The sequence below is a fragment of the Knoellia sp. AC549 genome, from assembly GCF_979258975.1.
Window position 1 is genome coordinate 3,653,388 of record NZ_OZ409890.1, and the last position, 25,934, is coordinate 3,679,321.

Below are 25,934 nucleotides of genomic sequence, written 5' to 3' on the forward strand. Positions count from 1 at the left end.
GCTGAACGTCCGGATTTGCCGCGATCCGAGGTGCGGATGCCAGTGCGCGCCTTCGGAGTTTGGGAGACTCAGCCGCGTGCTTGCCGCGCCTGCGAACGAGCCTCGACGGCTGTGGCAATCTCCTCGGGTGACGCGATGCTGATGTGCTCGTCGATGAGGGTGAGCAGGCGGACTGGTTGTCCGGCCGTCGACGCCGCTTCGAACTTGTGGTGGCCGTCGAGCAAGAAGTGGGTGAGTACCCAGTGCTCGTAGTAGTCGTCACCCTCATCCATCGCGGGTTGGATCACGTCGAGCAGCGAGTAGGACACGGCGGTAGGTACCGACTGGCCGAAGACGTCGCCGTACTCAGCGACGCGTTGGCTGACGTTCCACGCAGGCGGAACCATGGGCACGACGAACTCATAGAGGTGCCCCTGCTTTCCTACCGGTGTCTCAAAGGTTCGGTAATAGGGCGTGACAGGGTTCTCGGGTGCGCCAACAGCAGGGTCCACGCCCCATGTAGCAACTTGCTCGTGACTGAAGTAGTCAGAGGCATCCCCGGGTACCACCAATTGCGGTGTCACTTCTAGCAGTAGCGACGTGTAGTGGGACTTGGGCAGCGCCCGACCGTATGCCCGAATAACGTCGTCATCGATGGCAGCCAGCCCCGTGTTCAGCCGGCTGTTGGCAACGCCCAAGTCCGCAGACTCCGGCTCGCTCAACCTCTGAAAAATGGCGGGACACGTTCCGCACCAAAGGGCCAGCTCGAAGACAGGTACGCCTCGAAGCGTGAGTCGCCGCGGGGGAAACGCCGTCCCCGGTGCGGGCTTGGGAGTCGGGACCGCTACCAGAGCGCGCTTGTCGCGGACTCCCAACTCGATGCCTCGGCGCGCTTCGATGATCACAGGCCGACGGTACGCGGCACGCGCGGACCGTTCAGCATGAATATTCGTCCGGAACTGCCGCGGTGCGCGCAATGGGGCCCAACCCCGGGGAAACTGGGCAAGCGCCTTGCTACCCGTCATGGCGACACCGTCGTCGAGGAGGCCCAGCTACATGCATGAGGACCTAGGGAGATCTATAGCAGCGCGCGTCCCGCAGGCTCGAGCACTCGAGATTGAGGCTCCCGGGGATTGGCAAGCGTGGGTGGTTGCCCCACGTGGGCGAGGCACCCCGATCATGGTGTCGATCCGGGGAAGCGAAGTCCGTGTTGAGTGCGGTGTGTTCACCTTTGCTCAGGAATGGGACGCGGCTTTCCAAGCGGAAGACCTTGTGCTTCTAATCGAGGCGCTTATTAAGGGCGACTGGACTGTGGGCATCACGAGTGCAGGAGCTGTTGCTACCAAAATCTCATTCAGCCGCACCACGTATCGCTCCGGGGACTGGATCGACGTCGTCATGACGCACCCAGGGTCGAGGTGGGAACTGACTGGCCATCCATAAAACTCCCCACTCCGCCGTGATGGGCCTACCCCAGGCTCCCCACCTCCGCGTCGGGAGCGACGTGCTCATGCCGCATCTAGGCCAATATCCGCTCATGGCTCCCTTCTGTGTCAAGACGCCCGCGGGAGGCTGGTCGTAGGCTTGGTGGTGGCGGGTCCGGGAAGTGGCTTGTCCGAAGAGCCGGCGTGGGGTTGTGAGCCGGTCGCGCTGGAGTCAGAGTCGTTGCCCCGTTGCCCTCCCGGGCTCGTCACCTTGCTCGCGGTGTAGTCGCCGAGCATCGTTCGGTAGACGAGGTCGGACAGGCGCCGTTTGAGGCATCGCATCGCTTCCATCGAGGTCTTGCCGGCGGCTTTCTTCCGGTCGAAGTAGGCGCGTCCCTCGGTGGTGGGGGTGCGCAGCTGGACCGTGGCCATGATGTGCAGCACCCGGTTGATCTGTCGGTTTCCGCCGCGGGAGAGGCGGTGGCGCACGTGGTCGCCGGAGGAGGCGTCGATGGGGGCGGTGCCGGTCCAGGACGCGAAATGGTTGCGGTCGGGGAAGCGGGACAGGTCCCCGACCTCGACCAGGAGCCGTGCGGCGCCGGAGGGGCCGATGCCGTGCAGGTCGAGCAGGGAGGTCCCGGTCGCGGCGACGAGGTCCTTGAGCTCCTTGTCGGCGGCCTTCTTGCGGGTGTAGATCCGTTCCAGGTCGGCCACGAGCTCGGCCGCGACCCGCTTGCGGGTCTTGCCCACGACGTCACGCGGGCGCACGCCGGCGAGCAGGGTCTTGGCCTGGGCCGCGGAGAGGTACTTCTTCGCGCCACCAGGCAGCATTTCCAACAGGATCCGGTGCAGCTGGCTGATCTTGCGGGTGTGCTCGTCCCCGATGGAGCGGCGCCGATCCACCAGCAGCTGGAGCACCTCGAGCTGGGCGTCGGACACCACGGGTCGCAGCCCGGCCATGCGGGTGCCGACCAGCGCGACCGAGTGCGCGTCGGTGGCGTCGGTCTTGCGGCCCTGCCCGGTGGCGAACACCCGCGCCCGAGCGGAGAGCTTGGCCGGCACGTCGACGATGTCTTGTCCGTCGGCCAGGAGCCGGTGGGCGATGTGCCGGCCGATGCCTTCGCAGCCCTCGATCGCCCAGACCCGGTCCGGCCACCCGGCGACGAAGTCCAGCATCGCCTGGTAACCCTCGACCGTGGTGTCGAACCGGCCACCAGCCACGACCGTCTCGTCGGCGAGCATCACCTCGATCGTGACGCTGCGTTTGTGCGGATCCATCCCGATAACAACCCGCGGAACCTGCTCTTCCATGACGTCCTCCGTCGCCTTGAACCTGTGATGGTTGGGCGTGGAGGGCACCGCTACTTCGAGCAGAGCAATCCCTTCTTGAGCCTCTCCTGCCCGGCGGTGCCCGGGCGGCGCAGTCCATGTGAGAGCCACACGATCATCGTGGGCAGCCGCGATTGAGAGCGACGAACCCGGGCACCTGAACCGAGCCTGCGCAGGCACCGGTCCTGCCGTCAATGAAACAAGTAGCCGCGAGTGGGTTGTGCAAACCTAACGCGGTGACCAAAGAAGAAGAAGGCTGGCTCATGCACCTGGACGCATTCATCGAAGCAAGAGTCGGTGAGGACGAGCTCCGAGCAAGAGAGGCGACGGAGCGGGTGCCCTTGGAGGACTCGCGTCTCAAACTGACCGGCGAAGGTCTCGTCAGCGCCACAGGTTGGCGAGTCCTTGCAGAAGCCGCGTTGAAAAGGGAGATGCTCTTCGCCCATCACGATGTCGCCGTGCAATACGACCGGTCGGTGGAGATCGAGTGTTTCACGTGCAAGGAACCGTATCCGTGTCAGTCGCTGAGGATCACGGCGGCCGTCTACAGCGACCACCCGAGATACAACCCAGAGTGGAAACCCGATCCCGATACCTCGATGATCGACGATTGAGCTGCGCCCGCTCATGCCGCGATCCATTCGCGCCGTAGACGCCTCCCCCATAATTCGTCCATGGAGCCCCTGCCGCTCGGCGAACTGCTGAAGCCGCAACCAAGTTTCAGTGTTCAGATGCCGAAGCAACTGATCGCTGCCGCTCTTTGGGACTACGGGGAGGACGCCCTCTCTCTGCGCGCGCTCGGCATGCCGGAGGCGCAACGACTTCAGATCGAGGCGATCGCCTCCTGGTACGAGATGCCCGAGTATCCGCTACCTCTTATTGGGCAGCGCATCACCCACAATCACGTCGCCGCGTTCGCGGCGATCACTCTGTTTGAGGGTGCAGTCAGGCCCTTAGGCCGCACCCGGCGCCGGGCGGCCCAGGACCGGCCGGCGGATCTCAACGAATGGGCCCAACCCCCTTCGGGCGCAACAACCGCTCATGGCTCCCTTCTGTGTCAAGACGCCCGCGGGAGGCTGGTCGTAGGCTTGGTGGTGGCGGGTCCGGGAAGTGGCTTGTCCGAAGAGCCGGCGTGGGGTTGTGAGCCGGTCGCGCTGGAGTCAGAGTCGTTGCCCCGTTGCCCTCCCGGGCTCGTCACCTTGCTCGCGGTGTAGTCGCCGAGCATCGTTCGGTAGACGAGGTCGGACAGGCGCCGTTTGAGGCATCGCATCGCTTCCATCGAGGTCTTGCCGGCGGCTTTCTTCCGGTCGAAGTAGGCGCGTCCCTCGGTGGTGGGGGTGCGCAGCTGGACCGTGGCCATGATGTGCAGCACCCGGTTGATCTGTCGGTTTCCGCCGCGGGAGAGGCGGTGGCGCACGTGGTCGCCGGAGGAGGCGTCGATGGGGGCGGTGCCGGTCCAGGACGCGAAATGGTTGCGGTCGGGGAAGCGGGACAGGTCCCCGACCTCGACCAGGAGCCGTGCGGCGCCGGAGGGGCCGATGCCGTGCAGGTCGAGCAGGGAGGTCCCGGTCGCGGCGACGAGGTCCTTGAGCTCCTTGTCGGCGGCCTTCTTGCGGGTGTAGATCCGTTCCAGGTCGGCCACGAGCTCGGCCGCGACCCGCTTGCGGGTCTTGCCCACGACGTCACGCGGGCGCACGCCGGCGAGCAGGGTCTTGGCCTGGGCCGCGGAGAGGTACTTCTTCGCGCCACCAGGCAGCATTTCCAACAGGATCCGGTGCAGCTGGCTGATCTTGCGGGTGTGCTCGTCCCCGATGGAGCGGCGCCGATCCACCAGCAGCTGGAGCACCTCGAGCTGGGCGTCGGACACCACGGGTCGCAGCCCGGCCATGCGGGTGCCGACCAGCGCGACCGAGTGCGCGTCGGTGGCGTCGGTCTTGCGGCCCTGCCCGGTGGCGAACACCCGCGCCCGAGCGGAGAGCTTGGCCGGCACGTCGACGATGTCTTGTCCGTCGGCCAGGAGCCGGTGGGCGATGTGCCGGCCGATGCCTTCGCAGCCCTCGATCGCCCAGACCCGGTCCGGCCACCCGGCGACGAAGTCCAGCATCGCCTGGTAACCCTCGACCGTGGTGTCGAACCGGCCACCAGCCACGACCGTCTCGTCGGCGAGCATCACCTCGATCGTGACGCTGCGTTTGTGCGGATCCATCCCGATAACAACCCGCGGAACCTGCTCTTCCATGACGTCCTCCGTCGCCTTGAACCTGTGATGGTTGGGCGTGGAGGGCACCGCTACTTCGAGCAGAGCAATCCCTTCTTGAGCCTCTCCTGCCCGGCGGTGCCCGGGCGGCGCAGTCCATGTGAGAGCCACACGATCATCGTGGGCAGCCGCGATTGAGAGCGACGAACCCGGGCACCTGAACCGAGCCTGCGCAGGCACCGGTCCTGCCGTCAATGAAACAAGTAGCCGCGTTGACGGAAAATCTGAGGACTGAAGGATCACCGGACACCGGTCACTCGACCTGAGTTGTCGGTGAGGTACTTCCCCTTCGAGGTGTCCAAGAGCACGAGCTGGTTGCCGAAGATGTCCTCGACAACGGCCAACCGCCCCACCGGCACGTCAGAGGGGCCGTTCACGGATCGCCCGCCAGCGTTGACCATGACGTCCACAGCCCTGTCGACTGACACGACCAACCAGGTCGGGGCATATGGCGCAGAGGTGGTGAGGACCAGTTCGGTCTCCTGCGCCGCAAGTGCGAGCCCGGCTTGTCCAACCTCGTCGTTTCGCCACAGCAACCGATGGCCGAGCTGCCCTTGGTAGAACGCCAACCCCGAATCCAGATCAGGCACCGGGACGGTGACGGCGTCGACAGCCAGCAGTAGCGGCAGCTCACTCATGCCTTCATCCTGTCGCGCTCGCTCCTCCCCCACCATCCGGATATGCCCCGCGGATCGGACCTGTCACGAAGAGCTTTCCTCGGGGGTGGTCCCGACGTCCCGCAAAAGTGACATTCTCAGGTCATGAACGAACGCCGCGAGTTCATCGGCTGGGTGGAGTCGGTGCTTCGGGATGCGGAGATTGGTCTGCACAACGGTGATTGGGGTCCGCGCCGAGCCATCTGGTCAGGCAATGACCCGGTCAGTGTCCTTGGTGCCGCGAAGAACGCTCATGGGCAGCGCGAGCTCGACGAGCTCTTCTCGGACCTGGCTCAACGGTTCAGCGACTGCATCGCCTACGACTTCGACCTGCTCGCCGCCGAAGTGCTCGGCGACGCCGCCTATACGGCCGGCTGGGAGCGCATCACGGCGTGTGTCGACGGCGTGCCCCGTACGTACGTCGTGCGCGCCACCCAGATCTACCGTCGTGAGGACGGCGATTGGAAGGTCGCACATCGACACGGGAGTGCGCCTCCGGCGTAGACGACCCGCGGCGAGGCGGTCCGTCAGAACGCAGCGCCCGCACGCACGAGCGCAGCCCGGTTGCCCGCGATGACGAGGGTCTTCTTTGCGCTCGTCGTACGACAGCCACGACTTCGTCGCGTCATCCCACTTGGCATCAGGCGGCGCTCGTCCCGACCATCCATACCGCTCATCTAGGTGTTGGGTGCGCGCCTCGCCGTGCGGCTGCTTGCTCAGCGGGCGGTGTGCCTTGGGTCCTCGACACGGGCCACCGGTTCGCTGCTCGGGTCGCCTTCCTCCGGCGCGACGTAGAGGGGCCAAGGCTCCAGCAGCCTCTCTATTTGGGCCAGCTGGTCTCTTGTCACCCAGGAGGGGTTCGACATGTGGGCTTGCACCTGGACCTCGAGGTCGGTGATACCCGCGTCGAGGAGCTCCATCGAGGACAGCTCCGACCCCTTCTCGAAGAGGGGGATGTCGAGCGAGATCTGGTTTGCAACAGGAAGCCCGGACTCGGCGTCAGTGTCCCGCACGTGCCCCGTGACCCAACCGACGCCCCAGATGCCGCGGGTCAGACGCCGGCCGTTGCCAGAGATCCAGAGGATGGCTCGGTCTCCGGGCTTCATCATCCGGCTGCGGTAGTTCTTCGCGACGCACCACTGCGTGACGACACCGTTCCCGGGCTGGCTGACCATTCGTGGCACGTCCGAGTTCACCTTCGGATCGCACTTGATGAGCCAGGCCCCGAGGTTGCCTTCGGTGATGAGGTGCGACATGGGCCCGTTCTACCAAAACGGCTGAGGCCGACCTAGAGGTACTGACCGGTGTTGGCGATCGTGGAGATCGACCGGCCCGGCTCGTTGCCTTCCTTGGTCTTGATGAGCGTGCGGATGTAGACGATCCGCTCGCCCTTCTTGCCCGAGATCCGCGCCCAGTCGTCCGGGTTGGTGGTGTTGGGCAGGTCCTCGTTCTCCTTGAACTCGTCGACGCAGCTCTGGAGCAGGTGGTCGACGCGCAGGCCTCGGTGACCGGTCAGGAGGAAGTCCTTGATGGCCATCTTCTTGGCGCGGTCGACGATGTTCTGGATCATCGCGCCACTGTTGAAGTCCTTGAAGTAAAGGACCTCCTTGTCGCCGCCGGCATACGTCACCTCGAGGAACTCGTTGTCCTCGTCCTCGGCATACATGCGAGTCACGACAGCCTCCGTCATCGCGTCGACCGTGGCCTCGGGCGACCCACCGTTCTCGGCCAGGTCGTCCGCGTGCAGCGGCAGGTCGGCCGTGAGGTACTTCGCGAAGATCTCGGTCGAAGCCTGCGCATCCGGCCGCTCGATCTTGATCTTCACGTCGAGACGACCCGGGCGAAGGATCGCAGGGTCGATCATGTCCTCGCGGTTGCTGGCACCGATGACGATGACGTTCTCGAGGCCCTCGACGCCGTCGATCTCGCTGAGCAGCTGCGGGACGATCGTCGTCTCGACGTCGCTGGAGACACCGGACCCGCGGGTGCGGAAGAGGCTGTCCATCTCGTCGAAGAACACGACGACCGGGAAGCCCTCGGACGACTTCTCGCGGGCGCGCTGGAAGATCAGGCGGATGTGCCTCTCGGTCTCACCGACGTACTTGTTGAGCAGCTCGGGACCCTTGATGTTGAGGAAGTAGCTCTTGCCCGGTGCACGCCCCTCCTTCTCGGCGATCTTGCGCGACAGCGACGCCGCGACCGCCTTGGCGATCATCGTTTTGCCACAGCCGGGCGGACCATAGAGCAGCACGCCCTTGGGCGGCTTGAGGTGGTGCTCGGTGAAGAGGTCGGGGTGGAGGTAGGGCAGCTCGACCGCGTCACGGATGAGCTCGATCTGGCTGCCAAGACCGCCGATGTCGTCGTAGGCGATGTCCGGCACCTCCTCGAGGACGAGGTCAGCGACCTCGGCCCGCGGGATCTGCTCGTAGACGAAGGCGCTGCGCGGCTCGAGCAGGAGAGCGTCACCGACGCGCAGCTTGACGTCCTTGAGGGAGGCGGCCACACGGCATACCCGCTCCTCGTCGGCGCGCGACAGGACGAGCACCCGGTCGTCCTCGAGCAGCTCCTTCAGCTGCACGACCTCGCCGGCCCGCTCGAAACCGTGGACGGCGACGACGTTCATGGCCTCGTTGAGCATGACCTCGCGGCCGACCTCGATCTCGCCCGCCTCGATCGTCGGGCTCACCGCGACGTGCATCTTGCGGCCACCCGTCAGGACGTCGACCGTCTTGTCACCGAACGTCTCGACGACGATGCCGTAGCCGGACGGCGGCTGACCCAGCCGGTCGACCTCGGTCTTGAGCGTGACGATCTGCTCGCGGGCGTCGCGCAGCGTGCGCACGAGGCGCTCGTTCTGCGCGGACACGGTGTTGACCTGCGAACGCAGGTCCGTGACCGTGACCTCGAGACGGCGCACGGCATCGCTCGAAGGTGGAGGGGTGAACTCGGTCATCGGGGCCTCCTCGGCTCGACTGGCCCCTTAACGCTAACCCGTGACGCTGCGACGGACCTTCCTGACTCGCTTGTCGGACGGGACGCGTTCGCCGATGGCCTCCGGCGTCCACTCCTCGGCGTCCGCGCCAGGCAGTGGATCAGCCGGTATGCCGTCCGCGTCCTCCGCGCTCTCGTACCCCTTCCCGGGACGTCGCTTGCGCAACGGCGGGGTGACTCCGGGCGCGAGGCGGCGGGTGGTGATGAGGAAGCCCGTGTGGCCGTGCATGCGGTGCTGGGGCCGGACTGCGAGCCCCTCGAGGTGCCATCCGCGGACGAGCGACTCCCAGGCGGACGGCTCCGTCCACTCCCCCGCATCGCGCATCGCCTCGGCGACCTTGGACAGCTGCGTGGCCGTGGCGACGTAGCAGATGAGCACACCACCGGGAGCCAGCGCCTCACCGACGACGTCGAGGCACTCCCACGGCGCGAGCATGTCGAGGACGACGCGGTCGACCGTGCCGGGCTCGACGTTCGCTGGCAGCGCCTCGACGAGATCGCCGACGGTGACGGTCCACGCCGGGTGGTCGGTGCCGAAGTAGGCGCGCGCGTTGGCCATCGCGATGTCGGCGAAGTCCTCACGCCGCTCGAACGAGTGGAGGCGCCCGGTCTCGCCGACGGCCCGCAGCAACGACATCGACAGGGCTCCCGAGCCGACACCCGCCTCGACGACGACGGCGCCCGGGAAGATGTCGGCCATGGTCACGATCTGGCCGGCGTCCTTGGGGTAGACCACGGCAGCACCCCGCGGCATCGACATGACGTAGTCGGACAGCAGCGGTCGCAGCGCGAGGTACTGGAAGCCCGCGGTGTTGGTGACGGTCGAGCCGTCGGGGGCGCCCAGGAGGTCGTCGTGCTGGAGGTAGCCGCGGTGGGTATGGAACTGCTTGCCCGGCGCGAGCGTGATGGTGTGGAGGCGACCCTTGGAGTCCGTCAGCTGCACTCGCTCACCTTCGGCAAAGGGTCCACGTCGCAGGTCGGCACCGGTCGCACTCATGAGGGTGGAGTCTAGTTGCCGGCGATCGCGGCGTTGACCGCCTCGACGGTGACGAGGCCGAGCACCCTGCCGTCCTCGACGGCCACGACCACCTGGCTCGAGGACTCCTGGATGGCGGTGACGACGGCGGTGAGGTCGTCGTGGCGGCGGGTGTCGGCGACCCACCGGTCGGGTTGGATGCGAGCCAGGGCCGACACCGGGGTGGTGGCCCAACGCTCGCGCGGCACCGTCGCTGCATCGGCCGGGAGGACGAGCGACGTCGGGCGGCCGCTCTCGTCGACGACCACGGCGAGCCCGCCGGTCGCAGCCGAGGCCTCGAGCACGTCCCCGCTGCGCAGCACCGGGACCGGCCTGGCCACCTGGGCGACGGTCCCCCGGCCGAGCATCTCGCGCGCCTGACCCGTGCGGATTGCCGCCGTCGCTCCCTGCCACATGAAGGCCGCGATGAGGCCCGACCAGATGATCGAGGTGAAGGACGGCGAGTCCCCCGAGACGAGCGGCCGCACGACGAAGAAGAGGACGACACCGAGGGTCACGACGCGTCCCGTCCACCCCGCCGCGATCAAACCCTTCTCGCGTCGACCGGTCGCCTTCCAGACGGCCGCATCCACCAGCTGCCCGCCGTCGAGCGGGAGTCCCGGGAGGAGGTTGAAGACGGCCAGCAGCACGTTGACGAAGGCCACTCCGTAGAGGATCCGGCTGGGCACGTCAGCGCTGACGGCGAGGGACGCCACCCAGGCCACGAGGCCGAGCGCGAGGTTGGCGACCGGGCCGACGACGGCGATAGCCGCCGCCTTCCCCGGCGTGGACAGACGAGCGTCGTATGCCGTGTGCCCACCCCAGAGGTCGGCGACCACTCGGTGGACCGGCAGGCCCAGGGCCACGGCCATGCCGGCGTGTGCTCCCTCGTGGACCAGGACGGAGATGAGGAGCGAGACGGCGTAGGCCACGCCGATGGCGTAGGCGACGGCACCCAGCTCGGGGGCGCCACTGCCGATGATGAAGGTGATGACCGCAGCGAGGAGCAGCCAGCTCGCGCCGATCTGGATCGGAACCCCGCCGACACGGGCTATGACGAGGCCGGAGGACTTGGTCTCACTGGGTACGGCCACGCCGCGACCCTACAAGGCACGACGGCATACTGGGACACGTGAACTCCTCCACCACGACGTCACCCGCAGACGCGGCGGTCGCACACCGCCCGGACGCCACCGCCGACCTCACCGCTGCCCTCACGGAGCGCGTCCTCGTCCTCGACGGCGCGATGGGCACGATGATCCAGCAGGAGGGACTGGCGGAGGAGGACTACCGGGGAGAGCGCTTCGCCGACTGGCCCAGCGACCTGCGCGGCAACAACGACCTGCTCAGCCTGACCAGCCCGGCGGTCATCGAGGGCATCCATCGCGCGTACCTGCTGGCCGGCGCCGACCTCGTCGAGACCAACACGTTCAACGCGCAGCGGATCTCGCTCGCGGACTACGACATGGCCGACCTCGCCTACGAGATGAACCGCGAGGCCGCGCGGCTGGCCCGGAGCGCGTGTGACGCCGTGACGGCCGAGACCGGTCGCCAGCGATGGGCGCTCGGGGCACTGGGTCCGACGACCCGCACGGCCTCGATCTCGCCCGACGTCAACGACCCGGGCGCGCGCAACGTCACCTTCGACCAGCTCGTCGAGGCCTACCTCGAGCAGGCTCGTGGGCTCGTGGACGGCGGGGTCGACGCCCTCATCATCGAGACGATCTTCGACACCCTCAACGCCAAGGCGGCGATCTTCGCGGTCGAGACCCTCTTCGAGGACCTCGGTCGGCGCTGGCCGATCATCATCTCGGGGACGATCACCGACGCGTCCGGACGCACGCTGTCCGGCCAGGTCACCGAGGCGTTCTGGAACTCCGTGCGCCACGCCCGACCGCTCGTCATCGGGCTCAACTGTGCCCTTGGAGCCGACGAGCTCCGCCCCTACATCGCCGAGCTCGCCCGCATCGCCGACTGCTTCGTGTCGGCCTACCCCAACGCCGGCCTGCCCAACGCGTTCGGTGAGTATGACGAGACCCCGGACCAGATGGCCTCTGTCGTGGGCGAGTTCGCGACGAGTGGCCTCGTCAACATCCTCGGCGGTTGCTGCGGGACCACGCCGGAGCACATCGGGGCCATCGCCGATGCCGCCGCGAAGGGCACCCCCCGCGTCCGGGCCGAGGTCCCCGGCGCGCTGCGCCTCAGCGGGCTGGAGCCCCTCACCGTCGACGAGGACTCGCTCTTCGTCAACGTCGGCGAGCGCACCAACATCACCGGCTCGGCCCGCTTCCGTCGCCTCATCAAGGAGGAGGACTACCCGGCTGCGCTGTCGGTGGCCCGCCAGCAGGTCGAGGCCGGGGCCCAGGTCATCGACATCAACATGGACGAGGGGATGATCGACGGCGTCGCCGCGATGGACCGCTTCGTCAAGCTCGTCGCCAGCGAGCCCGACATCTGCCGGGTGCCGCTCATGATCGACTCGAGCAAGTGGGAGGTCATCGAGGCGGGCCTCAAGTGCTCCCAGGGCAAGCCGATCGTCAACTCCATCTCGATGAAGGAGGGGGTCGAGCCGTTCCTGGCGCAGGCCCGCCTCTGCCACAAGTACGGCGCGGCCGTCGTCGTCATGGCCTTCGACGAGGAGGGTCAGGCCGACTCCCTCGAGCGGCGCAAGGAGATCTGCCAGCGCGCCTACGACCTGCTCACGGGCGAGGTCGGCATGGACCCGCACGACATCATCTTCGACCCGAACATCTTCGCGGTGGCCACGGGCATCGAGGAGCACGCGGCATACGGGACGGACTTCATCGAGGCGACCCGGTGGATCAAGGAGAACCTGCCGGGCACCCTCGTCTCCGGCGGCGTCTCCAACGTCTCGTTCTCGTTCCGCGGCAACAACCCCGTGCGCGAGGCGATCCACGCGGTCTTCCTCTACAACGCCATCCAGGCCGGGATGGACATGGGCATCGTCAACGCCGGCGCCCTCGTCGTCCTCGACGACGTCGACCCCGAGCTGCGCGAGCGCATCGAAGACGTCGTCCTCAACCGCCGACCAGACTCCACGGAGCGGCTGCTCGAGATCGCCGACAAGTTCAACAACACCGGCGAGGCCGCCCCCGAGGTGACCGAGGCCGAGTGGCGCGGGCTGCCGGTGCGCGAACGCATCACCCACTCCCTCGTCAAGGGCATCGACGACTTCGTGGTCGAGGACACCGAGCTGCTGCGGCAGGAGATCGACGCGGCGGACGGCAAGCCGATCGAGGTCATCGAGGGTCCGCTCATGGACGGCATGGGCGTCGTCGGCGACCTTTTCGGCGCGGGCAAGATGTTCCTCCCCCAGGTGGTGAAGTCGGCGCGCGTCATGAAGAAGGCCGTCGCACACCTCATCCCCTACATCGAGGCCGAGAAGGAACGTTCGGGCGTCTCGACCCAGAACAGCAAGGGCCTCATCGTCATGGCGACGGTCAAGGGCGACGTCCACGACATCGGCAAGAACATCGTCGGGGTCGTCCTCCAGTGCAACAACTACGACGTCATCGACCTCGGCGTCATGGTGCCCGCGCAGAAGATCCTCGACACGGCCAAGGAGAAGGGCGCCGACATCATCGGCCTCTCCGGGCTCATCACACCCTCACTCGACGAGATGGTGCGCGTGGCGAGCGAGATGGAGCGACAGGGCTTCACGATCCCGCTGCTCATCGGCGGGGCGACGACCTCGCGGGCGCACACCGCCGTCAAGGTGGACGGTCAGTACAGCGGCCCCGTCGTCTGGGTCAAGGACGCATCACGCTCGGTGCCGGTGGCGAGCCAGCTCCTCTCGGCGACGCAGCGCGAGCCCCTGCTCGAGACGATCAAGGCCGACTACGACTCGATGCGGGCCCGTCACGCAGCGAAGTCGACCGAACGCCCGCTGGTGTCCATCGACGCGGCCCGCAAGGCGGCCACCCCCATCGACTGGACGGCATACCGGCCCGTTCGTCCCCACCTGCTCGCCCAGCAGAGCAAGGACGTGTGGTCGGGCAAGTCCGACACGCGGTGGCACCGTGCCGCTGCCCAGTTCACCCGGGAGTTCGTCGACTACCCGATCGAGGAGCTGCGTCGCTACATCGACTGGACGCCGTTCTTCCAGGCGTGGGAGATGAAGGGTCGCTACCCCGACATCCTCTCCAACCCCGCGACGGGCGAGACCGCACGCAAGCTGTTCGAGGACGCCAACGCGATGCTCGACAAGATCATCGACGAGAGGTGGCTCACCGCCAAGGGCGTCATTGGGCTCTTCCCGGCCAACGCCGTCGGCGACGACATCGAGGTCTACACCGACGAATCGCGAGAGAGCGTCCTCACGACGATCCACGGCCTGCGGCAGCAGGGTCAGCACCGAGCCGGCGTCCCCAACCGGTGCCTCTCGGACTTCGTCGCGCCCAAGGAGAGCGGGCTGCGCGACTACGTCGGAGGCTTCGCGGTCACGGCCGGCCACGGCACGCACGACCGCATCATGGCGTTCAAGGAGGAGCTCGACGACTACAGCGCGATCCTCGTCGAGGCACTGGCGGACCGGCTGGCCGAGGCGTTCGCGGAGCGCATGCACGAGCGGGTCCGTCGAGAGTTCTGGGGTCACGCCGGCGACGAGCACCTCTCCAACGCCGACCTCATCGGTGAGAAGTACACCGGCATCCGTCCCGCCCCCGGCTACCCCGCCTGCCCGGACCACACCGAGAAGGAGACGCTCTTCAAGCTTCCTCGGGGCTGCGGACCGCGCCGGCATGGAGCTCACGGAGTCGATGGCCATGCAGCCGGGCGCGTCGGTGAGCGGTTGGTACTTCTCCCACCCGGAGAGCCAGTACTTCGTGGTCGGGCGCCTGGGGCGAGACCAGGTCGAGGACTACGCCGAGCGCAAGGGCTGGACCCTCGCCGAGGCCGAGCGCTGGCTCGGTCCCAACCTGGGCTACCAGCCCGAGGACTGAGGACTTCCTTTCGGCGTATGCCGGCCTGCTGGCTTCCGCTGTCACGCCCAGGTGTTTGCCGACATACGTCGGCGTCTGCCGCGAGGCTCAGGCGTCGACGTCGTCCAGGTGGGCGATGACGCCCTCGAGGAGGCGCGCCAGCTCACCTCGTTCGGCCTTGGTCAGCCCGCTCAGGACGTCGCTCTCGACCATGTCGGACTCGCGGACCGACTGGCTGAACAGCTCCCAGCCCTCCTTGCTCAGTGAGACGAGGATGCGGGTGCGGTTGTCGGCGTCCGGACGGCGCTCGACCAGTCCCCGCTGAGACATCTTGTCGAGCCGGTGCGTCATCGACGACGGCGCGACACTCGTGAGCTCGGCGAGCTGGCTGGGCGTCTGACAGTCGTCCCCGGCCCGGGCGAGCGCGGCGACGACCGCCCACTCCCCCTGGGTGAGGTCGAGGTCAGCGAGCTGTCGCGCGTACCACTGGTCGAGCTTCTTGGTCACTCCGTAGAGCGCGGTGATGACGCGCTGGACCGACTCCTCCCCTCCGGCGGCGACGTAGGCCGCGACGGCGTCGCGGTGCTGCTGCGCTGCGGACTTCGTGCGTCGGGGCATAACCCCATCCTCGCATGTGTTCTTCGAATGCTAACCTTTCGACATCGAACATTCGATACCGAATGGTTCGACGTCGAAGGCCGATGACCGTCTTGCCTTCCGCCACCAACAGAAAGGGTGTGACCACCATGCGCGCCAAGCTGCTCGTCCTCGCCTCCTCCATCGGGATGCTCGGCTGGGGTGCGGTGCTGCCCTACCAGTACGCGTATGCGGCCGACACCCGCGGCTGGGGTGCCCTCGCCGCCGCTGCCGCATCCTCGCTCTTCTCGGTCGGTGCCCTCGTCGCCGCACCGGTGGCCGGACGCCTCAGCGACCGCTACAACCCGGTCGCCGTCGCGGTTCTCGCCCAGCTGCTGGGAGCCGTGGGCGTCGGCTCGCTCGTGCTGGCCGACTCGACCGCAGCCTTCCTCGGCGGGATGTTCGTCTTCGGGCTGGGGCTGACCGCCGCCGTCCCGGCCAAGCAGGTCCTCGTGCTCCGTTGGGTCGACAGCAGCGACCGTCGCCGCGTCTTCGCCTACAAGTTCACGGGTGAGGCGCTCGGCATGGCGGCCGGCGCCTACGTCGCCGGACACCTCGTCGACCTGCGCGACCCTCAGGGGCTCGACGTTGGGTTCCTCACGGCAGCAACTGGATTCGCGATCTCGTCACTCATCATCGGCCTCGCCGGTCGAGGCGCCACCATCCACCCGGGCAGCGAGATCGTCGCGAGCCCCGCTGGCAGGGCCATGAGCCCGCTCGAGTCGATGCGTGCCGTCTTCGCCACCCCGGCCCTGCGGTGGACCGCGGTGATCACGGTGACGCTGGCCCTGGGGTTCTATGCCCAGTTCGAGTCGGGCCTTCCGGCCTACGCGATCACGACCCTCGACATCGACACGGCCGCCGTCGGCACGGCCGCCGCGGTCAACGCGATCGTCATAGTCGTGCTCCAGGTCATCGTCGTCCGCCTCACCGCCAACAGGAGCGCGCCGACCCTGCTCATGGCGGTCGGTGCGATCTGGGTCCTGTCCTGGGTCGTGCTGTCCACGGCGCAGTTCGCACCGGGTGTCGCGGCGGCCCTCTTCGTGACGACCTACGGGATCTTCGCCGTCGGCGAGACGATGTACAGCCCGGTCCTCAGCCCCCTGACCGCCTCCCTCGCGCCGCGGGGCATGGTCGGCCAGACGCTGGGTGCCTTCGCCGCGCTGCAGACGACGTTCTCGGCGCTCGGTCCCCTCGTCGCCGGCGTGCTCCTGGGCGCCGGGCTCACGACCGGCTTCCTCGGGCTGCACATCGCCATCAGCGCTCTCGCCGTGTATGCCGCGTGGCGCCTGCGCGGTGCCCTGCGCCGCTCGGAGCCCGTGCCCGCGACGGCGTCGTCGGCCGGCCCGGACGACGCAGTCCTCGCCGCCTGAGGCGAGCGCGGGCCGGCATACCCAAAAAGGGTTCTTGACCCTGACACGGTGTCAGGCTGTCTGCTGATCGGTGTCGCCCGGGCGCTGGACCCGGGCACTCCACAGGACCGAAGGGACGCACGTGCTCGGCATCGGTGAGTTCGCCCTCCACGGACAGGTGTCCGTGCGCATGCTGCGCCACTACGACGCGCTCGGGCTGCTCGTGCCCGCAGCCGTCGAGGCGCGCAGCGGCTACCGGCGCTACACCGCCGACCAGCTGAGTCGGCTCAACCGGCTCGTCGCGCTCAAGGACCTCGGCTTCGCTCTCTCCGAGATCGCGCCGATCCTCGACGCCGACGTGTCCGCCGACGAGCTGCGGGCGATGCTCGCCCTGCGCCGCTCGCAGATCGCTGCACGGATCGAGGAGGACCACACCCGCCTCGCCGAGATCGAGCGCCGCCTTCGGACGATCGAGAAGGAGCACACCATGCAGGACCTCGAGTTCGTCACCGAAGAGCTGCCGGAGCTCACCCTGGCCCAGCGCACCGCCTGCGTCACCGACCAGTCCGAGATCGGGCCGACGATCGCCCCGCTCTTCGCCGACCTGCTCGCCGATGCGGGTCGGGCCGGTCTGGACGTGGAGCAGCCCACGGTCGCCTGGTACGAGATGAGCGAGGACTCGATCCGCTTCGCGGCGGGTATGCCGCTCGCGCCCGGGGAGAGCATCCCCGGTTACGACGTGGAGACCTTGCCGGCGGCCGGACGAGCGGTGACCGTCGTCCACCACGGGTCGATGGAGACCATCAGTGACAGCTGGCAGGCGCTGATGCAGTACCTCGGAGCCGAAGGTCTCTCCCCCGATGGCCGATGCCGCGAGGTCTACATCGCGACGCCCCACGGCGACGAGGACGCCTGGGTCACCGAGCTGCAGCAGCCCGTCGCCTGAGCCACGCTCGGCTCCCCCACTCGCGTCCGCATCCCGTGGTCGCCTTCCCGACCGGGATCGCGGACGCGAGCGGGCTGGGCGGTGAGGTGTGTGGGGGTGTCGGCGGGACGGCATACCGTGTCGTCCATGACCCCCGCACTGTCTCCGAGCCGCGCAGCGGACTTCAAGCAGTGCCCCCTGCTCTTCCGGTTCCGCACCATCGACAAGCTCGACGGGCCGCCCTCCCCGGCGGCCGCCCGCGGCACCCTCGTGCACGAGGTGCTCGAGCACCTCTTCGAGCTGCCGGCGGCCGAGCGGACCCCTGAGGCGGCCGTCGCGCTGCTCCAGCCGCGCTGGCTGAGTCTCGTCGAGGAGCGGCCTGAGCTCGCGACGATGATCGAGGACGACGAGACCCTGACCGAGGAGGGGTGGTTCACGGCGGCCGGAGCGCTGGTGGAGCGGTGGTTCACGCTCGAGAACCCGCAGTGGCTCGAGCCGGCCGAGCGCGAGCTCTATGTCGAGACCGAGGTCGACGGTCTCACCCTGCGTGGCTACGTCGACCGCCTCGACATCGCCGCCGACGGTGCGATGCGCGTGGTCGACTACAAGACCGGTCGCTCGCCGCGCGAGGCGTTCGAGGGCAAGGCCCTCTTCCAGATGAAGTTCTATGCGCTCGTGCTGTGGCGCCAACGTGGCGTCATCCCCAAGCAGCTGCAGCTCGTCTACCTCGGCAACGGCGAGATCGTGCGCTACGAGCCGGACGAGCACGACCTGCTCGGGCTCGAGCGCAACGTCCAGGCGGTCTGGGCGGCCATCGTCCGGGCCAGCGAGACCGGTGACTGGCGACCCCGCGTGTCCCGGCTCTGCGACTGGTGCGACTTCAAGGAGCTGTGCCCCGAGTGGGGCGGCACTCCCCCGCCGCTACCTGCCGACGCCGGTCGGCTCGTCCTCGACCCGCGCGTGACCGGCGAGGCGCTCGTCGGCGACGACTGACACGAGGTCGTGCGGAGTGAGCCCCCGCAGGCTCGGCAGCTGGACGGCGCCGCGCGTGATGGGCACCGGCACGACGTGCGGGACCGCGATCGTGGGCACGCCGGCGGCCACGGCCGAGCGGACCCCGGTCGGCGAGTCCTCGATGGCGATGCAGTCGCGAGCCTCGACGCCCAGCATCCGAGCGGCCGCGTGATAGGGCTCGGGGTGTGGTTTGCCGTGCTCGACCTCGTCGCCGGTGACCACGGCCGCGAACGTCCCCTCCGGCAGCGCCTCGACGACAGCGGTCGCCAGTGAACGCCACGACATCGTCACCAGCGCGTTGGGGACTCCCTCGTCGATGAGGGCCGCGAGCAGCTCGCGGGCGCCCGGACGCCACGGCACGTGCTCGCGGACCCGCGACGTGACGCGGACGAGGAGCTCCTCGATGATCCGCTCGGGCTCCCACGTGATCGGCGAGTTGTCGCGGATGAACTCCGCACTGACCATGAGGTCGTTGCCGACGAGCTGGTGGGCGTACTCGTCGGACCACACCCCCCCGTGCTCCTCCACGATGTCGTGCTCGGCGGCGATCCAGTAGGGCTCGGTGTCGACGAGGGTCCCATCCATGTCCCAGAGAACCGCGGCAGGCAACGTCATGGGGCGAGTCTACGAATAGGGTGGAGGTGGACCTACGAGGAGGACGCGTTGATCGAGCTCGACGACCTGCCTGACCTGGAGAACGCCGTGATGATCGCGGCCTTCGAGGGGTGGAACGACGCCGGTGAGGCAGCAAGTGGCGTGATCGAGCACCTGGCCCAGCTCTGGGACGCCGAGCCGGTCGCGGCGCTCGACCCGGAGGACTACTACGACTTCCAGGTCAACCGTCCGCGGGTGCTGTCAGAGGGCGGGCAGCGCCGGATCAGCTGGCGCACCACGCGCATCCTCGTCGCGACCAACACCTCCATCGGGCGCGACGTGATCCTCGTCCAGGGGGTCGAGCCGTCGTTCCGGTGGCGGACCTTCGCCATCGAGCTGATGGAGCTGGCCCAGGCGGCGGATGTCACGACGGTGATCACCCTCGGCGCACTGCTCGCCGACGTGGCGCACACCCGGCCCATCCAGGTGACCGCGACCTCGGACAACGAGGACACGCGCCACCGTCATGACCTCGAGGCGAGCACCTATGAGGGCCCGACGGGCATCGTCGGCGTCATCGCCGACGCAGCGGTCCAGGTGGGGGTGAGCTCGATCTCGGTGTGGGCGGCCGTCCCGCACTACGCCCACCACACCCCGTCCCCCAAGGCCACGCGGGCCATGGTGTCGCGGCTCGAGGAGCTCCTCGACGGGCCCATCGACCACGTCGGCCTCGACGAGGACGCGCGGGCGTGGGAGAACGGTCTCGACGCGCTCGCGTCCGAGGACGCCGAGGTCGCGGAGTACGTCGAGTCGCTCGAGGAGGCCCAGGACACGGCCGAGCTGCCCGAGGCCAGCGGCGACGCGATCGCCAAGGAGTTCGAGCGCTACCTGAGGAAACGCGGCGCGGACGACTGACGCCGCGGGCGGCGTCCTCCGTGCGTGGTCAGAAGCGCACTCCGAGCAGCGCGTCGAGCGCCCGACCCAACAGGCCCGGAGCCGACGCCTCATCGCCGCCGCGGGTCAGGGTCTCGTCGGCCCAGGCGTCGATGGCCGCGAGAGCGCGTGGTGCGTCCAGGTCATGGGCGAGTGCGGCCCGGATCTCGGCAATCGTCGCGTCGGCTGACGGCGCAGTGTTGACCGAGAGGGCCTCGCGCCACCGCTCCAGCCGGGCCTGCGCCGCGGTCAGGAGGTCGGACGTGTAGTCCCAGTCGGAGCGGTAGTGCTGGGCCAGCAGGACGAGGCGGATCGCCATGGGGTCCACTCCGTCCTCACGCAAGCGCGAGACGAGGACGAGGTTGCCGCGCGCCTTGCTCATCTTGTGGCCGTCGAGTCCGACCATGCCCGCGTGGCTGTGGATCTGCGCGTAGTCCTGGACACCGATGGCACTGGCCTGCGCGACCGTCATCTCGTGGTGGGGGAAGATCAGGTCTGAGCCTCCACCGTTGACGTCGATGGGCACGCCGAGCCGGTCGAGCGCGATCGCGGTGCACTCCACGTGCCACCCGGGCCGCCCCGCCGGCAGGCCGTCGAACTCCCAGGAAGGTTCCCCCTCGCGGGCCGCGCGCCACAGCAGAGGGTCCAGCGGGTCGCGCTTGCCGGGGCGGTCGGGGTCGCCACCGCGCTCGGCGAAGACGGCGAGCATCTGCTCGCGGGTCCATCCGGACACCTCGCCGAATCCGGAGACGTGGGAGAGGTCGACATAGAGGTCGGGACCGGACGCGTCGTCGTTGGTCAGCTCGTATGCCGCCCCGCCGGCGATCGTGCGCCGCACCAGGTCCGCGATGGTCGGCATAGCCTCGACGACGCCGACGTAGTCCGTCGGCGGTATGACCTGCAGCGCGGTCATGTCCTCGCGGTAGAGGTCCGCCTCGGCCACGGCAAGGTCCCGCCAGTCGATGCCATCGCGCCGGGCGCGCTCGAGGAGCGGGTCGTCGACGTCGGTGACGTTCTGGGTGTAGTGCACCTCGTGCCCGGCGTCGCGCAGGACGCGACCGACGAGGTCGAACGCGACGTAGGTCGCGGCGTGGCCAAGATGGGTTGCGTCATAGGGGGTGATGCCGCAGACGTAGAGCCTGGCCACAGGTCCGGGGTCGACCAGTCGGCTGCCCCGAGCTGGTGTCGTGCAGACTGAGCGCCACTCCGTCTCCGGGGATGGCGGGCAGGAACGGAGGCGGCCACGAGATCACCGTCGAAGCCTACGACGGGCTCCTCACATCGCTGGCCACGGGATGGCCGGCCATCCGGGAACAGGCAACGGGTGACGGCGGTCCTCGAGCAGATCGCCGGCCCGCGCGACGAGGGCAGCGACCTCCTCGGTCGTGAGGAGGTCGGCGAGGCGCGAGGCCAGGTCACCCTCGTGGAGGGCGCCACGCACCCGCTCCAGCCGGTGGACGTCGGCGACCTCGAGCGCCTCACCGGCCCAGCCCCAGAGGACGGTGCGCAGCTTGGGCTCGACGCCGAGGCTCACCCCGTGGTCGACGCCCCAGACCGTGCCGTGGCTGCGCAGGAGGTGACCGCCCTTGCGGTCGGAGTTGTTGATGAGCGCGTCGAAGACGGCAGCCGTGCGGACCCCGGGCTCGGTCGCGTGTGCCACGACCACCTCCTCGCCGTCGGGGGTCTCACCGCGCAGGACCTCGCGCCAGCCGGTAGGTACCTCACCGGGAGCGACGACGTCGACGACGAGGTCGGGCGCTCGGTCGGGCTCACCGACCCACTGCTGGGTGGCGGCCGGGCCCCACGGCCCGTCGTGGAGGACGGTGGGAGGGACGACACCGAACCCACCTGCCTCACTGATGAGGTATGCCGCCCGCTCACGAGCAGCCAACGTGCCGTCGGGATAGTCCCAGAGCGGGCGTTCGAGTGCGACGGGCTTGTGGATGGCGAGCCTCGAGTCGGCGTCGAGGCTGACCCGCACGAGGACGGCGCCGTTGGAGGACTCGACGATCCGGCCCAGGAGCTCGACCTCGCCGGCCTGCAGGAGGTGTTCGACCTCGAGCGACACGGTCTAGCGCTTGTATCCGTTGGACCGGGGGCAGATGTGTCCCTCGGGATCGAGGGGCTGGCCACAGAACGGGCACGGGGGGCGCCCTGCGGCGACGATGGCCTGGCAGCGCCGGGCGAAGGCCCGCGCGTTCGCCGCGTCGAGGACGACCCTGACCGTGTCCGAGGGCGTGGTCTCCTCGGGGTCGCTGTCGTGGCACTCGATCACGATGCTGGAGCGGTCCTCGTCCCACGCCAGGCTCACGGTGTCCACCCGGAACTCGTCCTCGATCGGGGTCTCGAGCGCCTCGGTGTCTGCGAAGTGCTCGGCGACGGCGTCGGAGCCCTCGGGACCGCCGACGGTGTCGAGGAGGTCGGCGATGCGGTCCGCGAGGATGCTCACCTGGACCTTCTCGATGGACACCGAGACGAGCCGGCCCGCACCGCGGGCCTGCAGGAAGAAGGTGCGGCCGCCCGGCGGGCCCACGGTGCCGGCGACAAAGCGCTCTGGCGGGTCGAAGTCACTGATCGCCATGCGCGCAGACTAACCCGAGAAGCCCCACGGCAGCTCAAGGCGGTGCTCCTTGAGCAGGGCCGCGTCGTCGAGGAGCGTGCGGGTGCTGCCGTCGGCGGCGACGACGCCGCCGGAGAGGATGACCGACCGCTCACAGAGCTGGAGGGCGAAGGGCAGGTCGTGGGTGACCATGAGCACGGTGACGTCGAGCGACTGGATGAGCTCGCCGAGCTCGCGTCGTGACGTGGGGTCGAGGTTGGAGGACGGCTCGTCGAGCACCAGGATCTCGGGCTCCATCGCGAGCACCGTGGCGATGGCGACCCGACGCCGTTGACCGAAGGAGAGGTGGTGCGGCGCCCGGTCCGCGAACTCCGTCATGGCCACGGCGCGCAGGGCTGCATCGACCCGGGCAGCGAGCTCGTCGCCACGCAGTCCCAGGTTGGCCGGGCCGAACGCCACGTCGTCGCGCACGGTGGGCATGAAGAGCTGGTCGTCCGGGTCCTGGAAGACGATGCCGACCCGGCGGCGGATCTCGAGGTGGTTGGCCCGGACGACGGGCAGGCCCGAGACGGAGACGCTGCCGGCTCCCGCCTCGAGGATGCCGTTGAGGTGGAGCACGAGCGTGGTCTTGCCAGCGCCGTTCGGCCCGAGGAGGGCGACCCGCTCGCCCCGGTGGACGTGGAGGTCGACACCGAAGAGTGCCTGGTGCCCGTCGGGATAGGCGAAGGCCAGGCCGCGGATATCGAGGACGGGCGTGCTCATCGGGTGAGAGTCACGGGAGGTGGACCAGGGTCAGCGCGACGAGGGCGAGCGCGGCGGGCACGAGGGCGCGCATCCAGTCGCCGCGCCGGGCGGTCATGGGGTCGGTCACGGGCATCCGTCCGTCGTAGCCACGCGACATCATCGCGAGGTGGACCCGCTCGCCCCGCTCGTAGCTGCGGATGAACAAGGCTCCGGCGCTGGAGGCGATGACCGGCCACGACTCCACCGACCGCGCGGTGAAGGCCCGGGACTCACGTGCCACCCTCATGCGCTGGGCCTGCGCTCCGACGACACCGAGGTATCGCAGCATGAACGCCAGGATCTGGACGAGCCGGTCCGGGACCTTCAGGTGCTGGAGAGCCCGGACGAGGTCACGGCTGGTCGTCGTCGTCGCGAAGGCGACAGCCATGAGCACGCTCGTCGTCGCGGTCAGCAGCAGGGCGATGCCGGCCTCGACGCCGTCGCGCGAGACCGTGAACGGCCCCAGCTGCATCGATGGTCCGGTGGCGACGAAGGGCAGCACGAGCGCGAAGACCACGAACGGGATCTCGACGACGAGCCGGGTCGCGACGTGCCGCAGGGGAACCCGCGTGGCGAGGACGACTCCCAGCGCCACGGCCAGCAGCGCCAGGCGTGCCACGTGTGCCTCGCGAGGCAGGGCCACGACGAGCAGGACGAAGGCCAGCAGACCCACGAGCTTGACGTGGGCGGGGAGCCGGTGGACGACGGAGTCCCCGTCGATGTGCAGGTGCGGGCCGAGCTCGGCTCCCACGTCAGTCGCCGTCGCGTGAGCCGCGTCGGCGCAGCAGGTGCATGAGCCCGAAGGCGATGACCGCCACGACGACCACCCCGACGAGACCCGCCACCCCGCCGGACAGGCGGGGGTCGTCGACGCCCGCCGTGCCGTAGTCGGCGAACGGGGAGGAGCTGGCCCCGTGCTCGCTCGCCGAGTCGATGAAGCCGAGCCGCTCGGCCACGAACTCGAGTCCGTCCGGGTTGCCGGAGGCCCAGAGCGAGATGATGCCGGCGAGCAACAGGCAGACGACGAGGCCCGTGACGACGAGGCGGCTCGTCGTGATGCGGTTGCGCGGGGACGCACTCACGCGGGGACCTCCGTCCGGATCTCGAGGTGCTGCGTCCGGACCAGCCCTCGTGCCCCGTGGACGAGATCAGGCCGCGTGGCAATGATGCTGCCGACGGCGAGCAGCGTGATGATGCCCTCGCCGACACCGATGAGCGTGTGCCAGCCCAGCATCGCGCTCACGAGCGCATCGAGCGGGATCGGCGCCCGCCCACCCACGGCATACAGGGCGGTGAAGGCCAGCGCGGTGATCGGGACGGAGAGGAAGGCAGCGACGCCGGCGAGGGCCGGCACCGCTCGCAGGCCGGCCGAGCGCACGATGCGGCGGAGCCCGACGAAGACCATCCAGCCGGACCACACGCCGACGAGCGCCATGAGGCTGATGTTGGTGCCCAGCGCCGTGATGCCGCCGTCGGCGAAGAGCAGTGCCTGGACGGCGAGGACCACGGTGAGGCAGAGGGTGGCCGTCCACGGGCCGACAAGCACGGCCCCCAGGGTCCCGCCGAGGAGGTGCCCGGACGTGCCGGCGCCCACCGGGAAGTTGAGCATCTGTGCCGCGAAGACGAAGACGGCGACGAGCCCGGCCAGGGGCGCCGTGCGGTCGTCGAGCTCCCGCCGGGCGCGGCGGAGCGCCAGCGAGACTCCCCCGGCAGCGATCACAGCCGTGGCGATGGACGTGGGTGCGTCGAGGAATCCGTCCGGGACATGCATGCCGACAGCCTTTCCGGGTCATCGCCCTTGTTGCACATTGTTTGCAACAAGGACTCTAGCCTGTCCCTCCCCCGATGATGGCGTCACCCGGAGGAACAGCTGCCGCTGCCTTCTGGTGCGCACGGATGGCATCGCCCGACGAGTTCACGGCCATCACCATCGCCCGCTCTCCCGAGCGGCGGATGACAGACACGGACGCGGGGTCGACGTGCACGCGTTGGAGACCGGCGAGGCCCGCACCCATGGCGTCCGCGAGCAGTGCCTTGATCGGGTCGCCGTGGCTCACCGCGACCCACACCGCGTCCGGACCGCGCTCAGCCTCGACCTCGGCGTCGATGCGTCGCACCGCCGCCCCGATGCGGGCCGCCATCTCGGCAAGGGACTCTGCGGCATACGTGTCGCTGTCCGGGAAACGGGCGGAGGCCGGATCGTCCTGGACGGTGCGCCACAACGGTTCCGAGGTGAGCTCGGCGATCGGCCGTCCAGTCCACGCCCCGTAGTGGCACTCGCCGAGGTCCTCGTCCACCTCTGGCGTGGCACCGGGCAGCAGGAGCTCGGACGTCTCGCGACACCGCTGGAGCGGACTGGTGACGAGCCGCGCCACCTCGGTGCCGGTCTCGGCCAGTCGGGTGGCGATCCGGGCCACGTCGGCGCGTCCGCGTTCGGTCAGGCCCACCCCCTCGGTCCATCCCGCGAGGACGGCGTCGGCGTTGGCGGTCGAGTGACCATGTCGGACGAGCAGGAGCAGTGCCACGGCGCCCACTGTAGGCAACAA

General features: G+C 68.9%; 25 protein-coding genes and 1 pseudogene. 8 read left to right on the forward strand and 18 right to left on the reverse strand.

Going from position 1 to position 25,934, the window contains the following annotated elements:
• Positions 1-68 precede the first annotated feature (68 nt).
• On the reverse strand, positions 69-884 hold the full coding sequence (locus ACZZ98_RS17800; RefSeq protein ID WP_463517490.1) for a hypothetical protein: 816 nt from the start codon (positions 882-884) through the stop codon (positions 69-71).
• A 648-nt stretch (positions 885-1,532) separates the two neighbouring features.
• The gene (locus ACZZ98_RS17805; protein WP_463517249.1) at positions 1,533-2,681 is read right to left on the reverse strand and encodes an IS110 family RNA-guided transposase; all 1,149 of its coding nucleotides are present in this window, start codon (positions 2,679-2,681) and stop codon (positions 1,533-1,535) included.
• 287 nt (positions 2,682-2,968) lie between these two features.
• Between ACZZ98_RS17805 and ACZZ98_RS17810 the strand changes: the two genes are divergently transcribed.
• Positions 2,969-3,346: a DUF6221 family protein gene (locus ACZZ98_RS17810; protein WP_463517491.1), complete on the forward strand. Its 378-nt coding sequence runs from the start codon at positions 2,969-2,971 to the stop codon at positions 3,344-3,346.
• A gap of 443 nt (positions 3,347-3,789) precedes the next feature.
• On the opposite strand, the gene ACZZ98_RS17815 is transcribed toward ACZZ98_RS17810, so the two are convergent.
• Complete coding sequence (locus ACZZ98_RS17815; RefSeq protein WP_463517249.1) at positions 3,790-4,938, reverse strand: IS110 family RNA-guided transposase; 1,149 nt, start codon at positions 4,936-4,938, stop codon at positions 3,790-3,792.
• 290 nt (positions 4,939-5,228) lie between these two features.
• Positions 5,229-5,627, reverse strand: coding sequence for a VOC family protein (locus tag ACZZ98_RS17820; protein ID WP_463517492.1), 399 nt, complete (start codon positions 5,625-5,627; stop codon positions 5,229-5,231).
• Between the two features lie 123 nt (positions 5,628-5,750).
• Between ACZZ98_RS17820 and ACZZ98_RS17825 the strand changes: the two genes are divergently transcribed.
• Entirely contained in the window at positions 5,751-6,149 is a 399-nt protein-coding gene (locus ACZZ98_RS17825; protein WP_463517493.1) for a nuclear transport factor 2 family protein, read from the forward strand.
• A 212-nt stretch (positions 6,150-6,361) separates the two neighbouring features.
• Here the strand turns inward: ACZZ98_RS17825 and ACZZ98_RS17830 are convergent, their stop codons facing one another.
• Genes ACZZ98_RS17830 through ACZZ98_RS17845 form a run of 4 tightly spaced genes read right to left on the reverse strand, consistent with a single transcriptional unit; the run spans position 6,362 to position 10,745 of the window.
• A complete protein-coding gene (locus tag ACZZ98_RS17830) occupies positions 6,362-6,901 on the reverse strand; it encodes an EVE domain-containing protein (protein WP_463517494.1) in 540 nt (179 codons plus the stop codon).
• A gap of 32 nt (positions 6,902-6,933) precedes the next feature.
• Positions 6,934-8,598, reverse strand: a complete 1,665-nt coding sequence (gene arc, locus ACZZ98_RS17835; RefSeq protein WP_463517495.1) for a proteasome ATPase — start codon at positions 8,596-8,598, stop codon at positions 6,934-6,936.
• Positions 8,599-8,631: 33 nt separating this feature from the next.
• Positions 8,632-9,633 (reverse strand): tRNA (adenine-N1)-methyltransferase, encoded by a 1,002-nt coding sequence (locus tag ACZZ98_RS17840; RefSeq protein ID WP_463517496.1) that lies wholly within the window; start codon positions 9,631-9,633, stop codon positions 8,632-8,634.
• An 11-nt stretch (positions 9,634-9,644) separates the two neighbouring features.
• Positions 9,645-10,745, reverse strand: coding sequence for a site-2 protease family protein (locus tag ACZZ98_RS17845; RefSeq protein ID WP_463517497.1), 1,101 nt, complete (start codon positions 10,743-10,745; stop codon positions 9,645-9,647).
• A gap of 152 nt (positions 10,746-10,897) precedes the next feature.
• Between ACZZ98_RS17845 and metH the strand changes: the two are divergent.
• Together metH and ACZZ98_RS17855 are read left to right on the forward strand one after the other, a co-directional pair.
• Positions 10,898-14,326 (forward strand): annotated as a pseudogene (metH, locus tag ACZZ98_RS17850) (methionine synthase); the annotation flags it as partial.
• A 109-nt stretch (positions 14,327-14,435) separates the two neighbouring features.
• Entirely contained in the window at positions 14,436-14,612 is a 177-nt protein-coding gene (locus ACZZ98_RS17855) for a vitamin B12 dependent-methionine synthase activation domain-containing protein (RefSeq protein ID WP_463517808.1), read from the forward strand.
• Between the two features lie 87 nt (positions 14,613-14,699).
• Here the strand turns inward: ACZZ98_RS17855 and ACZZ98_RS17860 are convergent, their stop codons facing one another.
• A complete protein-coding gene (locus tag ACZZ98_RS17860; protein WP_380089423.1) occupies positions 14,700-15,209 on the reverse strand; it encodes a MarR family winged helix-turn-helix transcriptional regulator in 510 nt (169 codons plus the stop codon).
• Between the two features lie 128 nt (positions 15,210-15,337).
• Here ACZZ98_RS17860 and ACZZ98_RS17865 point away from each other — a divergent pair, with 128 nt between their 5' ends.
• From ACZZ98_RS17865 to ACZZ98_RS17875, 3 genes are all read left to right on the forward strand, one after another.
• Positions 15,338-16,600, forward strand: a complete 1,263-nt coding sequence (locus ACZZ98_RS17865) for an MFS transporter (RefSeq protein ID WP_463517809.1) — start codon at positions 15,338-15,340, stop codon at positions 16,598-16,600.
• A 121-nt stretch (positions 16,601-16,721) separates the two neighbouring features.
• A complete protein-coding gene (locus tag ACZZ98_RS17870) occupies positions 16,722-17,525 on the forward strand; it encodes a MerR family transcriptional regulator (protein WP_463517498.1) in 804 nt (267 codons plus the stop codon).
• Positions 17,526-17,651: 126 nt separating this feature from the next.
• The gene (locus ACZZ98_RS17875) at positions 17,652-18,497 is read left to right on the forward strand and encodes a RecB family exonuclease (protein WP_380089427.1); all 846 of its coding nucleotides are present in this window, start codon (positions 17,652-17,654) and stop codon (positions 18,495-18,497) included.
• Here ACZZ98_RS17875 and ACZZ98_RS17880 read toward each other — a convergent pair.
• Positions 18,426-19,133 (reverse strand): HAD family hydrolase, encoded by a 708-nt coding sequence (locus tag ACZZ98_RS17880; protein ID WP_463517499.1) that lies wholly within the window; start codon positions 19,131-19,133, stop codon positions 18,426-18,428. The two genes, ACZZ98_RS17875 and ACZZ98_RS17880, sit on opposite strands and share 72 nt — an antisense overlap.
• Positions 19,134-19,181: 48 nt before the next feature.
• Here ACZZ98_RS17880 and ACZZ98_RS17885 point away from each other — a divergent pair, with 48 nt between their 5' ends.
• Positions 19,182-20,027: a PAC2 family protein gene (locus ACZZ98_RS17885; protein WP_380089431.1), complete on the forward strand. Its 846-nt coding sequence runs from the start codon at positions 19,182-19,184 to the stop codon at positions 20,025-20,027.
• Between the two features lie 28 nt (positions 20,028-20,055).
• Here the strand turns inward: ACZZ98_RS17885 and mshC are convergent, their stop codons facing one another.
• From mshC to ACZZ98_RS17925, 8 genes are all read right to left on the reverse strand, one after another.
• Entirely contained in the window at positions 20,056-21,192 is a 1,137-nt protein-coding gene (gene mshC, locus ACZZ98_RS17890) for a cysteine--1-D-myo-inosityl 2-amino-2-deoxy-alpha-D-glucopyranoside ligase (RefSeq protein ID WP_463517500.1), read from the reverse strand.
• Positions 21,193-21,321: 129 nt separating this feature from the next.
• Positions 21,322-22,113 (reverse strand): SCO1664 family protein, encoded by a 792-nt coding sequence (locus tag ACZZ98_RS17895; protein ID WP_463517501.1) that lies wholly within the window; start codon positions 22,111-22,113, stop codon positions 21,322-21,324.
• A 3-nt stretch (positions 22,114-22,116) separates the two neighbouring features.
• Positions 22,117-22,626 carry a DUF3090 domain-containing protein gene (locus ACZZ98_RS17900; RefSeq protein WP_463517502.1) on the reverse strand — a complete coding sequence of 170 codons (510 nt, stop codon included), beginning with the start codon at positions 22,624-22,626 and terminating at the stop codon, positions 22,117-22,119.
• Positions 22,627-22,635: 9 nt separating this feature from the next.
• A complete protein-coding gene (locus ACZZ98_RS17905) occupies positions 22,636-23,367 on the reverse strand; it encodes an energy-coupling factor ABC transporter ATP-binding protein (protein ID WP_463517503.1) in 732 nt (243 codons plus the stop codon).
• A 10-nt stretch (positions 23,368-23,377) separates the two neighbouring features.
• Positions 23,378-24,139, reverse strand: a complete 762-nt coding sequence (cbiQ, locus tag ACZZ98_RS17910; protein WP_463517504.1) for a cobalt ECF transporter T component CbiQ — start codon at positions 24,137-24,139, stop codon at positions 23,378-23,380.
• 1 nt (position 24,140) lies between these two features.
• A complete protein-coding gene (locus tag ACZZ98_RS17915; RefSeq protein WP_463517505.1) occupies positions 24,141-24,470 on the reverse strand; it encodes a PDGLE domain-containing protein in 330 nt (109 codons plus the stop codon).
• The gene (locus ACZZ98_RS17920; protein WP_463517506.1) at positions 24,467-25,159 is read right to left on the reverse strand and encodes an energy-coupling factor ABC transporter permease; all 693 of its coding nucleotides are present in this window, start codon (positions 25,157-25,159) and stop codon (positions 24,467-24,469) included. Before ACZZ98_RS17920 ends, ACZZ98_RS17915 begins: the two co-directional genes overlap by 4 nt.
• 55 nt (positions 25,160-25,214) lie before the next feature.
• Positions 25,215-25,913 (reverse strand): MSMEG_4193 family putative phosphomutase, encoded by a 699-nt coding sequence (locus tag ACZZ98_RS17925; RefSeq protein WP_463517507.1) that lies wholly within the window; start codon positions 25,911-25,913, stop codon positions 25,215-25,217.
• Positions 25,914-25,934: the final 21 nt, after the last annotated feature.